Raw genomic sequence first — 13,570 nt, 5'->3', positions numbered from 1 at the left:
GCAAAGCAGAGTACACTGTTTGGCGTGGCATTGGACTTCACAGCAGTAGATTTTGAGACAGCAAACGGATTTATCGGCTCGGCCTGTTCGGTCGGCCTGGTCAAGGTACGCTCCGGGCGAATTGTTGAGACCGAGCAGTGGCTGATGAAGCCCCCGGCCGGGTTTGACCATTTCGACCCGCGTAACGTCTCCATCCATCACATCACCCCGGACATGGTGCAGGATGCCCCGCGGGTGGATGAGAAGCTTGCCGACCTGCTGGAATTCATCGGCTCAGATGTGATGATTGCCCACAACTCCGCTTTTGATTCCGGGGTGATCCGGGCGGCTTCCGAGGCCAGTGAACTGTTTGTGCCGCAGATCGCTCACCTGTGCACCGTCAAGCTTTCTCGCAAAGCCTATGACCTGCCCAGCTACTCGCTGCCATTCGTCGCCGAGGAAGCCGGGCACCCCATCGAAAATCACCACGAGGCGCTCGCCGACTCCGTGGCCTGTGCCTGGGCCATGATCGATATCGCCCAGCGCAGCGGTTCTACCTCCGTGTTGCAGACCGCTGATCACTACCGGGTGGGAATGGGGCTGACCCAGGAATGGAAACCTGGTGACGAGCTGTCGCGGGCCACACGTGACGCGCAAGGCTGGCTCGCTTCCGGTAATCCATTGCCGCCGCAGGACGCATTCAACAGCTGGCCGCAGGAGGGACTGAACCCTGTACCGAATCTGGACTCCGATCCCAGCCATCCGCTGTACGGGCAAGTGATTGTGTTTACCGGCAATCTGAGCCTGCCACGCCCGCAGGCCAAGGAGATGGCCGCCCAATACGGTGCCCAATCAGCGTCTCGAGTCACCCGTGCCACCACCGCCCTGGTGATAGGCGACGGGTTCGTCCCGCAAGACCTGGCCACCGGGCGCCTGACGAACAAGGCCAAACATGTGTTGCGCCTGCGTGAAAAGGGGCAACGGGTTTCAATCATTTCAGAAGGAGAATTCCTGCAAATGGTTGGCGGATTCGGGCTGTCCGCCTAGTAAATTAATTCTTCTCGAACATGGCTGGGGTCATCGTCAGCGCGTGTTGAAGCTGATAGGTTGGCAGCAACGTATCCCTTTGACGAATCGTCGTGCATGATTGATTTTTTATCCCAACCACCGGCGTCTCTGATTCTGTTGCTGGCCGGATTGCTGTTCGTTGCGTGTTTGCTGATCTGGTTAACTCGACGAGCCCGGATGGCCCGGTGCGGGGTTTGCATCGGCGCGGCAGCGGTGTTGTTCAGCGCCGCCGCCGTGGTGGCTTTACTGCTCCCGCTCTCCTTCCAAGGCGCCGCGTGCGGCATCTCCGCTGGAGCGTTTGGTCTCAATTCGCCGGGAGGCGAGTGCGGGAACGTCCTGAAATCCGTTTTTGACACTGCCCTCTGGTTGGCAATGGCCGGGGCCGCGGCCGCATTTCTCAGTTTTGCCCCGGGGCTGCGCACCGCGCCATCGACCACCACCAGTAGATAACCCAGCGGCAGAACCACAAAAATCAGGCGCTACGCACCCCGGTGCGTAGCGCCTGATTCGGTGGATTGAGCGGGTTAGACGAGTAGTGCCATCCAGCGGTCGTGCAGTTCGGAGATGATGTCATCCAGCGCGCTGGCCGGACGCTCGCCCACCGCATCCGAGCCGTGGATGGCGGTCAGCAGCGCCACCGCGTAGGCATCAACCTCCGGATCGCGGATCACCTCGACCTCGGCGGCGGCCGGAGCCGCGACAATATCCGATTCCTCTGAAGTTTCTTCCTCGTTGTCTTCTGCGAAGTACGCATCGTAGGCGGCCGTTGGAGACAATCCGATGCCTGCGGCGATCCGCGAGACGATCTCACGCAAGGCATCGGCCGCGACGCCCTCTAGGGGTTCAAGAAGCTCGGGCCATTCGCTGGCTGATTCTTCTCCGAGTTCCATGGCAGAACGGATGATTTTCGCCGCGGCAATACACGTTTCGGCGGCCTGCTTGTCATGCGTGAGGAAAGCGGCCGAGCGGGCCAACGTTGCGGTGGTGCTCACCGGAACCCGGCCCAGCAGGGCGGCGATCGCGGCGCGCGGAAGCACACCGGTTGAATCCGCGCCAACACCGGTCGGACGCCCGGCCTGTCCCATATCCACGGAGTTCAGCCCGGACAGGTTAAGCGGGTCGCCCTGATGGATGGTTTCGAAGATTTCCACTCGGGTGAATTCCTCGTCGATCCAGCGGTTCAGCGGCTGAGGGGAATTCTCCGGGAAGGATCCGGTCAGCTTGTTGTAGCTGCGCAGTGCTGCGAGCCACATGCAGGCCGCTTCGTCGCTGGCGACACCGTCATTGGCCCATTCAAGGGCTTCAAGAAGTCCGTCCGCCAGATAGAGCGGGAGGATCTCGGTGGCCCCGGGATCAATGTCGTCGCGGGCGTGGGTTGCGCCGTCGGCCAGGCCGAGCAGGATGGCGAACACCTTGTCTGAGTAGTTCTCTGGCAGGAGTGCAATTTCACCGGTTTCATTCACATCTCCAAGTCTAATGTCCTTTGTGTCGGTGTGATTGCATAAGGTGGTCACTATGCGATTGCTTCACACCTCAGACTGGCATTTGGGCCGCACCTTCCACGGTGCTTCGCTGCTGGAATCTCAACGCACGGTGCTTCAAGAAATCATCGATATCACCCGTGAGCAGGAAATCGACGCAGTGCTGATCGCCGGGGACATCTACGACAGGGCCTTGCCCCACGTGGATGCGGTGAAGCTGTGCAACTGGGCGTTGCGCGAGCTGGCTGCGACGCGTGCTCGAATCATCATGACCAGCGGCAACCACGACTCGGCCTCCCGGCTGAACTTCGGTGCGGACCTGCTTGATGCGGCAGGGGTTCATATTTTCGCGGACCTTGAACGGATGCTGCAGCCGGCGGTGCTCGAAGGGCCGGATCACCAGGTGCTCATCTACGGCATCCCGTATCTGGAACCGCGGATGGTGATGGACCAGCTAGGTGTTGAGAAGGCTAGCCATCAGGCGGTGGTAGAAGCGGCCATCAATCGTATCGACGAGCATCTGGAGCAGCGGCGTGCCGAAGGAACAGCGGTGGTTTCGGTGGCCATGGCCCATCTGTTTGCCGCCGGGGGAGTCGGCAGCGACTCGGAACGCGAGCTAAGCACTGGCAACCTCGACGTGGTTCCCGTGGAGCTTTTTGAGCACTTTGACTACGCGGCCCTGGGCCATCTTCATGGCCGCCAGCAGGTTCGTGAGAACGTGCGCTACTCGGGCTCGCCGCTGGCATATTCATTCTCCGAGGTGAAGCAGACCAAGGGTGTGTGGATCCTTGAGACCACCGCACAGGGGGTGGTCAACATCGATGAGGTGCGACTGAGCGTACCCAAACGATTGGTGATCTTGCGTGGTGAACTGCAGCAATTGCTGGATGACCCCGAGCTTGAATACGCGGTTGACGCGTGGTGCCAGGTGACACTGACCGACCCGGAACGCCCGGCCGAGGCAATGCAGTCGATCCGGGCACGTTTCCCTGACACCGTGGTCCTGAACTTTGATCCGCAAGGTGCCCAGGCCAAGGAAAAACCCCAGAGTTACGCAGAACGGCTAGCGAAGGCAACCAGCACCGAAGAGGTCGTGGGGGACTTCATCGAACATGTGCGTGAACGCGCAGCCGATGAAGCCGAACGGACGGTGCTTCTGTCGGTCATCCAACGAACGCGAGAGGCCCAGGTGCTCTAAATGAGAATCCATAAACTGCAGATCCAGGCCTTTGGCCCCTTTGCACAGAGCGAAGCCATTAATTTCGATGAACTGGCCGATGCCGGATTGTTTTTGCTCGACGGTCCCACGGGCGCCGGAAAATCTAGCATCTTGGACGCCATTTGTTATGCGCTGTATGGTTCACTGCCCGGAAACCGTGCCGGCAGCCGCCAGATTCGTTCGGACCATGCGGCACCCGGGCTTGAACCGCAGGTGATTTGCGAACTGACCATTGGCAACCGGCGTTTCGAGGTGACGCGTTCCCCGGCCTGGATGAGACCAAGCAAACGCGGCAAAAATCAGCTCACCGAGCAAAAAGCGGCGAGCCTGCTCCGTGAATTCACCGGTGGCACCTGGGAACAACTATCTACCCGTAATGACGAAGTGGGGCAGGTACTGGGCGGGCTGCTAGGCCTGGACCGCGACCAGTTCACCAAGGTGGTGATGCTGCCCCAGGGTGGATTCGCCGACTTCCTGCGGGCTAAGGCCAAAGATCGTGAGGAGCTGCTGGCGAATCTTTTCGATACCAGCGACTACGCCGCGATTGAAGAGGAATTCTCTACCCGGCTGGCCGAGGAACGCCGTAAGAGCGAAGCCTTGGAGTCCTCGCTGGCGGCCAGCGAAAACGCCATTCGCTCCGAAGCCACCGGTTTCTTGGCCGCCCACGAGATTCCCGGAGATGAAGCCGCGGATACTGAGGATCCGCAGACCGAGCCCGTAGACGTTGCGAACGAATTCGAGTCCTATCAGCAACGAATTGCCCGTACTCATCGTGCGCTCGCAGACACCGCGGGGCAGTTGCGCACCGCACTGAAAACTGCCCGCGAGCATTCACAAGGACTAGGCGAGCAGGTCCGGGTGTTCGCCCGCCTGCAGGAGCTGGAGCAGTTGAAGGACAGCTACACCCAGCAGCATCCGGCCGCGGTGAGTGCCGGTCAAAAGCTGGAACACGATTCCAAGGCCATTGCGGTTAAGGCATACAAGGTGCAGGCAGACGAGGCGGTGCAAAAGCAACGCACCACCTCGGCGGCCTGGCAGAAGAGCCAGATAGAACTTGCCAAGGACTGGGATTTCGCTGGGTCGGCCGATGCTGAGACCCAAGAGAAACTCGCCGAGCTGGTTCGGCAGAAACAATCCGAGTTGACCCTGGCCAAAGACGCGGCGGCTGACGAAGCCGGTCGCGAGGCACTGGTGGCCAAACACGAGGGGCTGAAGTCCCAGAGCACAGTTCAGCAAAAGGCCAAAGACACCGCCGAGCAGCTGGTGGCGAAGCTGCGCGCCGAACGCGGTGAGCTCGAACTTGAGGAACTGGATCAGGAAGCGGTTGCCCAGCTCGTCCAGCAACTTCGTGAATCAACCCAGGCTCTTGGTGTCCAGTTGGAGCACGCAAGAACCCGCGACAAACTGGAAAAAACCGTGGCCGCTGCCGAATCAGCGTTTGCCGCGCAGAGCCTGGAAGTTGCTGATGCCCAGAAGGCGCTCGTTGATTTGCAACGGGAGCAGCTAGGGCAAAGCGCCCTGCGCCTGGCCGCAGCGCTGAAAGACGGGGAGGGGTGCTTGGTCTGCGGTGCCACCGAGCATCCGCATCCTGCGCAGGCCGATGCCGGGGCCCAGCTGGTTGATGATGAGCAGATCCAGCAACTCGATGACGTCGTGGCGGCCCAGCGTGCCAAGTTGGCCACCGCCACCACCAAACGAGACGTGGCGGTCACCAAATTCACCGCCGCAAGCGAGGCCGCTGCAGGGCAGACTGTTGCGGAATTGACCGAGCAACTGGCGACCGAAACGACGCAGCTGGAAACCGCGACACAGGAACAAACCCGGATCGCGGCAGTGATCAAAAAAATTGATCAGCTGCGCACCCGGATTGAAACCGAAACCGGCCGTGCTTCCCAAGCCGCCCTGGAACACACCGCGGCGCTTAAAGCGGCCGAGGCACTAGCCGAGAAAATTGCGGATCTGGACGCCAAACTTGATCGCGTCCGTCAAGGAGAAGGAAACCTGGAGCAGCTGGTCGCGAGGTTGCAACGCGCAGTCGCCGACTACAACCGCGGATACAACGCGCTGTACCGATATCGCGAAGCTGATGCCGCGGCGTTGAAGGCCGAAAATACCTGGCACAAGGAACGAAAGGCCGCCGGTTTCCCTGATCCCCTCGCCCACCAGGCCGCGCTGTTGCCGGACGCCGAACGCGCCGAGCTGCGTGATCTGGTCACCGCGGATGCCGATCGGGCCAGCGCGATCTCCACCTTGAAGGCTTCCGCAGACTACCTGCGCGCCGTCGAACTCAACACCGAAGGCATCAAGCCGCCAACCGAAGAGGATCTTGAACTGGCGGCCGCGGCCGTGACCCAGGCGGATGCCGGCTACGAGCAGGCACGTGAGCTTGAAGTTTTGGCCCACGGTACGGCATCCCGCCATGCCCAGTCGGTGCAGGACTTGCAGGCGTTGCGTGCCGATTCCGGGCCGGTGATCGAAGCCTACCGCCGATTGCGTGGGCTGGCAGAAGTCATTCGCGGCGGGGGAGAGAACCTCTACAAGATGACGCTGAGTACCTATGTGTTGGCCGCGCGGTTGGAAGAGGTAGCCATTGCCGCCTCCCAGCGACTTGATGTGATGTCCGGCGGCCGCTATTCACTGCACCACGATGACTCCAAGCAAGGAAATTCGAAGTCCGGGCTCGGGCTGCGGGTGTTGGATGCCTGGACCGGCAAACACCGTGAAACTCAAACCTTGTCTGGGGGAGAGACCTTTATGGCTTCCCTCGCGTTGGCCTTGGGGTTGGCGGATGTCATTTCACATCATTCCGGCGCCGTGGACATGCAGACCTTGTTCGTGGATGAAGGATTTGGCTCGTTGGATGCCGAGACCTTGGAACAGGTGATGAGCGCCTTGGAAAACCTCCGGGCAGGGGGACGGACCATCGGTTTGGTCTCCCATGTGGCGGAGATGAAACAACGCATCACCAATCGGGTCACGGTGGTGAAAACACAGCACGGTTCGCGCATCGAGCGCGAGATGCAGGCGCTGGTCTCCATCTGAAACTGGACATGAGCGCTGGGGCTAGCTATGTTGTTGGTAGTGCCAATCGGCATATTTGGGCAGATTGTGCGTCGGGGGGTGTGGGACGACGCACGCTTCGTCATGGAGTTGTGTTGTCTCAACATATCTTGTCGTACGAAAAAGCTGAGGATTCGGCTATGAAATCCGGGTATTCAGCCCTGATCCCCATGGTGGGACTGCCCTATATTCCGCTTTCGTTCCTGGCTCGCCTGCCGCTGGCAATGCTGACCATTGGGTCGATGACCTTGGTCACCGCCCAGACCGGTTCCTATGGACTGGGTGGCCTGGCCGCCGCCATGGTCGGGCTGGGTTCCGCCGTTGGCGGCCCGAGCATCGGTTATCTGGCCGATCGTCGCGGACAGCGCCCGATCCTGCTGACCGCTGCGGTGCTGCACACCATCTTGCTGATTAGCTTCACACTTTTCGCCAGCTCCTCATCCGAGCTGTCGGTGGGGATCCTTGTCGCCCTGTGTTTGCTCACCGGTGCCACCGGTCCGCAGGTTGGGCCGATGTCGAGGGTGCGCTGGATCGCCCTGTCGCGTACGGGAAAACAGAAACCCAAAACCCTGACCGCTGCACTGAGCCTGGAGTCCATGCTTGATGAGCTGGGTTTTGTGTTCGGTCCGGTCGCGGTGGGCCTGCTGGCCTCGCTGATTTCTCCGGTGCTTCCCCTGTACCTGGCCGCTGCCCTGACCGTGGTTCTCGTTCCGTTGTTTGCGCTGCATCGAACTGCCCGGGTGTTGCAGGCCGGGGCAAACAGCCACAACACGGACAAGGTGAAGATCGGCTCGGCCCAGCTGGCAGCAATCGCTTCGCTGGTATTGAGCATGATCGCCCTAGGTACCGTTTTTGGCTCCACCGCGGCCGGCACGCTGGCCTTTGCCGGTGCACAAGGCGATTCGAATCAGGGTGGCCTGCTTTACGGGGCGATGGGTGTTTCCAGCGCCATTGCCGCCATTTCGGTTGCGGCGTGGCCGCAAGGTTTCAGCCAGATCGCACGGTGGATCACCTGTGGCGCGGCGCTGAGCATTCTCAGTTTTGCCTTGCACCTGGCTGATTCAACCCCCTGGATGCTTGTGGCGTTGTTTGTTGCTGGTATTGCCGTGGGCCCGGTCATTGTCACGGTGATGACGCTCGGTGGTGAGGTCGCCCCGCCGCAACGGCTGTCAACCGTGATGACGATGCTTTCGGCGGGCATCGTGGTCGGCACCGCGATTGGCAATGGCTTGGCTGGCCTGCTTGCCGATTCGATGGGATATCTCGGTGCCTTCTGGGTGGCGACCGGCGGAGCGTTGGTGATCCTGCTCTCCGGGATCCTGATGAAGGTATTGGCCACCCGTTCAGCGGCACTCAAACGTATCCGTTAGGCCACGCAAGTAATCAAACTAGCAAACCCGCCCTCATTTCCGGGGGCGGTTTTGTTGTCGAACTGGCGGCAGGGTTGGCTACTTATCCAACGCGTCGGCGATGTTCAGCGCCGCTTCCTTGAGCGCGCGAATGATGCTCTCCCGTTCGGTGACGGTGCTCGTCGCGTAGACCACGGCCAGGGAAGCCGGGGTAATGTGCGGACTGGGGATGGGCACCGCGATGGAGGTGACCCCCTGGATCACCTCGTTCTCGCTGGTGGCGTAGCCGTTGATGCGTGCTTCGCGCGCCTGCGGCCGATAGTCGATCTCGGTATCCAACCCCTGCCATTGTTCCTTGGTGTACATCGACTGAATCGCGATGCCGGCGGCTCCGACATCCATCCCGTGCACGGAACCCGGTCGGTGGACGATGGCGCTGTGCGAATGCAGCGGTTCAACGGATTGCAGCGTGGTGCACAAATCGTGTTCCCAGACGGCAAGGAAAGCGGTCATGGACAGTGTGTTGGCCAGGGTTGTCAGCTCCGGCGCGGCCGAGGCCTGGAGATCTCGCTGCACCGAGCGGGCCAGTACGGCAAGTCCAGAGGCCGGGCGGATCAGGCCGGCCTCATCCCGACTGAGCAGGCGATGGCTTTCAAGGGTGCGAATAATCCGGTAGGCGATGGAGCGGTGCACCTCGAGTTCCGCGGCGACTTCGGCGATAGACAGGTGAGTTGGCGAGGCGGCGACGATTTCAAGTACTCGAATGCCTCGGGAAAGTGTCTGCGAAGTTGGCATGGCGTTAGTCATTCTGGCGCGAGGCGGACCAGAAATGAAACCGGGCACCGAAGGTCTGAGTGAATGGGGAAACTGGTCCTCGTGTTCACTATTAGAACAGATTGCCTTCGGTGGATGCTAATTGCAGATCTAACTAGGCACTTTGATGGTGACGCGGGACTCGGTGCAAGGAAACTGAGATCACCCTATGTTGTGAGGTGATTCACTCTCGTTTATAGTGTTGTCTATGTAACTGTCCGAACGGTCGGTAACTTAATTCGCATCAAGGGATCATCACTATGTCTCAAACCGTTTCTCGCACCCAAGAGGAGCGCCGCGTCCTTGCCGGCACCCTGGTGGGCACCACGATCGAGTGGTACGACTTCTTCATTTTTGCCCAACTGACAGCAACGCTGCTGACTCCGTTGTTCCTCGCTCCGCTGGGTGAATCCAACCCGGGCCTGGCTCAGATTCTGTCCTTCGCCATGATCGGGATTTCCTTCTTCTTCCGCCCGTTGGGTGCGATTGTTGCCGGTCACCTGGGCGACCGTTATGGTCGCAAGCGCATTCTGGTGCTGACCTTGATCTTGATGGGTGCGGCCACCGCACTGATCGGTGTGCTGCCAACCTATGCGGCGGTGGGTATTGCGGCGCCAATCATGCTGGTTGCCTTGCGTATCATCCAGGGTTTCTCGGCCGGCGGCGAATGGGGAGGTGCTGCCCTGATGGCCGTCGAGCACGCTCCGGACTCGCGCCGTGGCTACTTCGGCGCGTTCCCGCAGATCGGTGTGCCGATCGGCATGATCCTGGCTACCGGCCTGCTGTACATCCTGCGGGTTTCGATGACCCCGGAGCAGTTCCAAGAATGGGGCTGGCGTATTCCGTTCCTGCTCTCGGTCTTGCTGATTGTTGTCGGCTACATGATCCGTCGTGCGGTCGAGGAGTCGCCAATCTTCAAGCAGATGGCGCTGCGCAAGGCCTCGGAGCACACCCCGCTGAAGGAGCTCATGCAGAGCAACTTCAAGCAGGTAATCCAGGCCGCCCTGATCTTCATCTCCAACAATGCCGCTGGCTACCTGGTGATTGCGTTTTTCATCTCCTACACCACCGCGGTACTCAAGATGCCGGTGGCCCCGGTCCTGCTGGCCACCACCATTGGTTCCTTCGGTTGGCTGATCTTCACCTTGGTCGGCGGTTGGCTCTCTGACATCATCGGGCGTAAAAACACCTTTGTGATTGGTTACGCGCTGGTATTTGTGTGGATGATTCCAATGTTCATGCTGGTCGACACCGGCAACATCTTCCTTTACGGCCTGGCGGTGTTCGTGCTGACCATCGGTTTGGGTCTGTCCTACGGTCCGCAGTCGGCCATGTACGCCGAGATGTTCCCGGCGCACATTCGTTACTCGGGCATCTCGATTGGCTATGCACTGGGTGCAATCCTCGGTGGCGCTTTCGCCGCAACCGTGGCGCAGATCCTGCTTGAATCAACCGGCAACTCGATCTCGATTGCTATCTACATCATGGTGCTGACCGTGATCTCCGTAGCTGCCGTGTTCTGGGTCGGTGAGACCCGTGGGCGCAGCCTGCACATGGAGGAGGTAGAGGCCGACATGGCCGCCGAAGCTTCAGACGTGGAGCACAAGCACCAGTAATTCTCTGGTGAACCGCCCGTTGCGGGTGGTGAAAGCAATGGCCAGGAGGTCCGCTGAAAAGCGGGCCACCTGGCCATTGGCATCAGCGGAAGTGACTAGGTTGCAGTCGGGGGCCGGCTGGTTGAGCTGCGCACAATCAGCTGGTGATCCAGGGTGTGGGCCCGCGCCGGTGCTTCTTTGCGGATGGCGCGCAATAACATGGCGACGGCTAGCTCGCCTTGCTCGTGCGGGGCCTGGCGGATAGTGGTCAACCCGAAGAGCTGGGCGAGTTCGTGATCGTCCACCCCAACTACCGAAAGATCCGTGGGCAGATTCAGCCCGAGGTCTCGGGCGGCCAGGATGGCTCCGATAGCCATCTCATCGCTGGCCGCCAAGATCGCGGTGGGCCTGGTCGCGGGATTTCCCAGCAGTTGCTTGGCCACCGTGTAGCCCTGGGCCATGGTGAAGTCCGCGCCGACACAGAGGCTTTCATCCGGGGTGATTCCCGCGGCGGTTAGCGCCCGCTCATAGCCGGTGCGCCGGCGGCTGGGGATGCGGAAGTCCACATCGGTTTCCAGCGAACCGCCGATAAAACCCACCCGGGTATGCCCCAGGGACAGCAGGTGCGAGGTCCCCAGGGCAGAGACCGCTTCGTCGTCCACCTGCAGGGTCGGCACACCCGGAAGGGGGCCGCCCACACCCACCAGGGGTTTGTCCAAGGCATGCAGAGCCACCAGCTCGGTCTCGCTGAGTTCCACGTTCACCGCAATCACCGCGTCGACGCGTTGACGCTGCAGGAAATCGGAGAAGATCTGATGGCGCTGCGTGGTGTCCTTGGTCAGCTGGTAGAGCGTGGTGTCGTAGCCCTCGCGCATCAGCGCGGTGCAGATTCCTTCCAGCACACTGGCGTAAAACCAATGGTTGATGACCGGAACGAGCACCCCGATATTCCGGGTGCGCCCGGAGGCCAGCCCTGAGGCGCTGGAAGAAACCACATAACCCAGCTCGTTGGCGGCGCGTTGGACCGCGGCCAGCGCGCTGGCTGACACATTTCCCCGCCCGGACAGCGCGCGTGAAACGGTCGCCACGGAGACTCCCGCGGCTTGGGCTACGTCTTTGATGCCGGCCACGTATTTCCTTCCGTCGCAATGGTGAACATAACAGTAAATAGGGGCGTGACAGGGCGCGACGATTCACGTGAGAATCGTCGCGCCCTGTGCACCAGATTACCCGGTGTGGTGATTAGGAACCGAACCACAGGGTGGATTCCGCGGCGATCCGACGTCCCGAAGGCTGCGGACCGCTTGAGGCGATCGTAGCCAGGCCGGTGGTCTGCGTAGGAAGCTCACGTTCGGTCTCCGCGAAGTTGGAAACCACGACAACCTTGCCATTGCTGAAGGCCAGCACGTCCGGGTCGCCGGTTTCCAGCCAGGTGACGGATCCCTCGCCCAGCTGATGGGTGCTGCGCAAACGCAGCAGCGTGCTGTAGAGGTTCAGCGTGGAGTTTGCATCGGCGCGCTGCACGTCGCGTGCGTACTGGCCCCAGCCCTGCGGTTGGGGCAACCAGCTTTCTCCGGTGGGGGAGAATCCGCTGGCCGGGGCGCCGGCCTCCCACGGAATGGGCACCCGGCAGCCGTCGCGGCCGTACCGTTCGCCATTGGTGCGGAACCAAGTGGGATCCTGGCGCGCGTCATCTGGCAGGTCGATGGCTTCGGGCAGGCCGAGCTCTTCGCCCTGGTAGAGATAGGCACCACCGGGCAGTGCCAGCATGAGGGCGGTAGCGGAGCGGGCGCGGCGCAACCCCACCACAGGGTCCGGCAGATTCGGGGTCAGCGGGCCAAGACCCTCACCCTGCGGGTTGTCCTCGGTCAGCGCGAGGCGCGTGGCATGGCGCACCACATCATGGTTGGACAGCACCCAGGTGCTGGGGGCGCCCACGGCGGAGAATTCTTTCAGCGATTCATCGATCGTGGCGCGGATCTGGGCTGCATCGTAATCACAGGACAGATAGGGGAAGTTGAATGCCTGGTGCATTTCATCCGGGCGTACCCACTTGGCCATCAGGGACAGCGGGCTGACCCAGGCTTCGGCGCACAGCACCCGATCACCCTCGTACTCGTCCAAGACAGTGCGCCAGTCGCGGTAGATTTCGTGCACACCATCCTGGCCCCACCACGGGGCAAGGTCTTCGGTGCCACCCATGGACGCGGCGGTTGGATCCACCACGTAGTCCGGCAACCCGTCGGTTTTGATCAAGCCGTGGGCCACGTCAACCCGGAATCCGTCGGTGCCGCGGTCCAACCAGAAACGCAGCACGTTGCGGAACATTTCCCGAACCTGCTCATTGTGCCAGTTGAAATCGGGTTGTGTGGAGTCGAAAATGTGCAGGTAGTACTGGCCCGGCGTACCATCCTCGTTGGTGGTTTGAGTCCACATGGGACCGCCGAAAACCGACTCCCAGTTATTCGGAAGTCCTTCATCCGGGGCATCATAGAACATGAACCGATCACGTTCTTCGGAGCCGGGTGCCGCGGCAAGAGCCTGCTGGAACCACGGGTGCTGATCCGAACAATGGTTTGGAACCAGATCCACAATCACCCGCAAGCCCAGTTCATGGGCTCGGGCTACCATGGCGTCGTAGTCTTCCAGGGTGCCGAACAGCGGATCTACATCGCAGTAGTCCGAGACGTCGTAGCCGGCATCTTTTTGCGGCGACGTGAAGAAGGGGGATAACCAGATGGCGTCGACCCCAAGGTCTGCCAGTGACTGCAAACGTGCGGTGATGCCGGGCAGATCTCCCATGCCGTCACCGTTCGCGTCGGCGAAGGAACGTGGATAAATCTGGTAGATCACCGAGGAACGCCACCATTGTGCTTTTTCCTCGGTCGCAGTGGTCTCTGCAAAGGAGCGGATTTGAGTCATGACGGTAACCCTAAACGAATTTCCCCCGTATGTAAACGCTTACAGTTCTAGCGATTCTCCGTGTGGGCGTTTTGGGACCGAGTG

Annotated in this window: 10 protein-coding genes; 5 read left to right on the top strand and 5 right to left on the bottom strand. The window is 60.9% G+C overall.

The annotated features are described in order from the left end of the window. The first annotated feature begins 24 nt into the window (after positions 1 to 24). Positions 25 to 1,026 (top strand): exonuclease domain-containing protein, encoded by a 1,002-nt coding sequence (locus ACIOWL_RS01990; protein ID WP_400381029.1) that lies wholly within the window; start codon positions 25 to 27, stop codon positions 1,024 to 1,026. Here ACIOWL_RS01990 and ACIOWL_RS01985 read toward each other — a convergent pair. Together ACIOWL_RS01985 and ACIOWL_RS01980 are read right to left on the bottom strand one after the other, a co-directional pair. Beyond that, on the bottom strand, positions 1,023 to 1,514 hold the full coding sequence (locus tag ACIOWL_RS01985) for a hypothetical protein (RefSeq protein WP_400381026.1): 492 nt from the start codon (positions 1,512 to 1,514) through the stop codon (positions 1,023 to 1,025). The two genes, ACIOWL_RS01990 and ACIOWL_RS01985, sit on opposite strands and share 4 nt — an antisense overlap. A 57-nt stretch (positions 1,515 to 1,571) precedes the next feature. Next, positions 1,572 to 2,510, bottom strand: a complete 939-nt coding sequence (locus ACIOWL_RS01980; protein WP_400381024.1) for an ADP-ribosylglycohydrolase family protein — start codon at positions 2,508 to 2,510, stop codon at positions 1,572 to 1,574. A gap of 52 nt (positions 2,511 to 2,562) precedes the next feature. On the opposite strand from ACIOWL_RS01980, the gene ACIOWL_RS01975 reads away from it, so the two are divergent. From ACIOWL_RS01975 to ACIOWL_RS01965, 3 genes are all read left to right on the top strand, one after another. Next, positions 2,563 to 3,726 carry an exonuclease SbcCD subunit D gene (locus tag ACIOWL_RS01975; protein ID WP_400381022.1) on the top strand — a complete coding sequence of 388 codons (1,164 nt, stop codon included), beginning with the start codon at positions 2,563 to 2,565 and terminating at the stop codon, positions 3,724 to 3,726. Continuing rightward, positions 3,727 to 6,789 carry an AAA family ATPase gene (locus tag ACIOWL_RS01970; protein ID WP_400381020.1) on the top strand — a complete coding sequence of 1,021 codons (3,063 nt, stop codon included), beginning with the start codon at positions 3,727 to 3,729 and terminating at the stop codon, positions 6,787 to 6,789. 158 nt (positions 6,790 to 6,947) lie between these two features. Next, the gene (locus ACIOWL_RS01965) at positions 6,948 to 8,177 is read left to right on the top strand and encodes an MFS transporter (protein WP_400381017.1); all 1,230 of its coding nucleotides are present in this window, start codon (positions 6,948 to 6,950) and stop codon (positions 8,175 to 8,177) included. Positions 8,178 to 8,255: 78 nt separating this feature from the next. On the opposite strand, the gene ACIOWL_RS01960 is transcribed toward ACIOWL_RS01965, so the two are convergent. Beyond that, entirely contained in the window at positions 8,256 to 8,951 is a 696-nt protein-coding gene (locus ACIOWL_RS01960; protein ID WP_400381014.1) for an IclR family transcriptional regulator, read from the bottom strand. Positions 8,952 to 9,229: 278 nt separating this feature from the next. On the opposite strand from ACIOWL_RS01960, the gene ACIOWL_RS01955 reads away from it, so the two are divergent. After that, on the top strand, positions 9,230 to 10,585 hold the full coding sequence (locus tag ACIOWL_RS01955) for an MFS transporter (protein WP_400381011.1): 1,356 nt from the start codon (positions 9,230 to 9,232) through the stop codon (positions 10,583 to 10,585). A gap of 95 nt (positions 10,586 to 10,680) precedes the next feature. Here the strand turns inward: ACIOWL_RS01955 and ACIOWL_RS01950 are convergent, their stop codons facing one another. Both ACIOWL_RS01950 and ACIOWL_RS01945 read right to left on the bottom strand, forming a co-directional pair. Then, on the bottom strand, positions 10,681 to 11,694 hold the full coding sequence (locus ACIOWL_RS01950) for a LacI family DNA-binding transcriptional regulator (protein WP_400381009.1): 1,014 nt from the start codon (positions 11,692 to 11,694) through the stop codon (positions 10,681 to 10,683). A gap of 112 nt (positions 11,695 to 11,806) precedes the next feature. After that, positions 11,807 to 13,486 (bottom strand): glycoside hydrolase family 13 protein, encoded by a 1,680-nt coding sequence (locus tag ACIOWL_RS01945; protein ID WP_400381006.1) that lies wholly within the window; start codon positions 13,484 to 13,486, stop codon positions 11,807 to 11,809. Positions 13,487 to 13,570 lie beyond the last annotated feature (84 nt).

The organism is Glutamicibacter sp. NPDC087344, from assembly GCF_044744225.1.
Lineage (GTDB): Bacteria > Actinomycetota > Actinomycetes > Actinomycetales > Micrococcaceae > Glutamicibacter.
The sequence above is the reverse complement of the archived record's forward strand: the minus strand, read 5'-3'. Positions and strand labels throughout refer to the sequence as shown.

Bases quoted from the DNA above. Each gene is read 5' to 3' on its own strand.
- ACIOWL_RS01975 (WP_400381022.1), top strand. From the start codon at position 2,563: ATGCGATTGCTTCACACCTCAGACTGGCATTTGGGCCGCACCTTCCAC.
- ACIOWL_RS01970 (WP_400381020.1), top strand. From the start codon at position 3,727: ATGAGAATCCATAAACTGCAGATCCAGGCCTTTGGCCCCTTTGCACAG.
- ACIOWL_RS01965 (WP_400381017.1), top strand. From the start codon at position 6,948: ATGAAATCCGGGTATTCAGCCCTGATCCCCATGGTGGGACTGCCCTAT.
- ACIOWL_RS01960 (WP_400381014.1), bottom strand. From the start codon at position 8,951: ATGCCAACTTCGCAGACACTTTCCCGAGGCATTCGAGTACTTGAAATC.
- ACIOWL_RS01955 (WP_400381011.1), top strand. From the start codon at position 9,230: ATGTCTCAAACCGTTTCTCGCACCCAAGAGGAGCGCCGCGTCCTTGCC.
- ACIOWL_RS01945 (WP_400381006.1), bottom strand. From the start codon at position 13,486: ATGACTCAAATCCGCTCCTTTGCAGAGACCACTGCGACCGAGGAAAAA.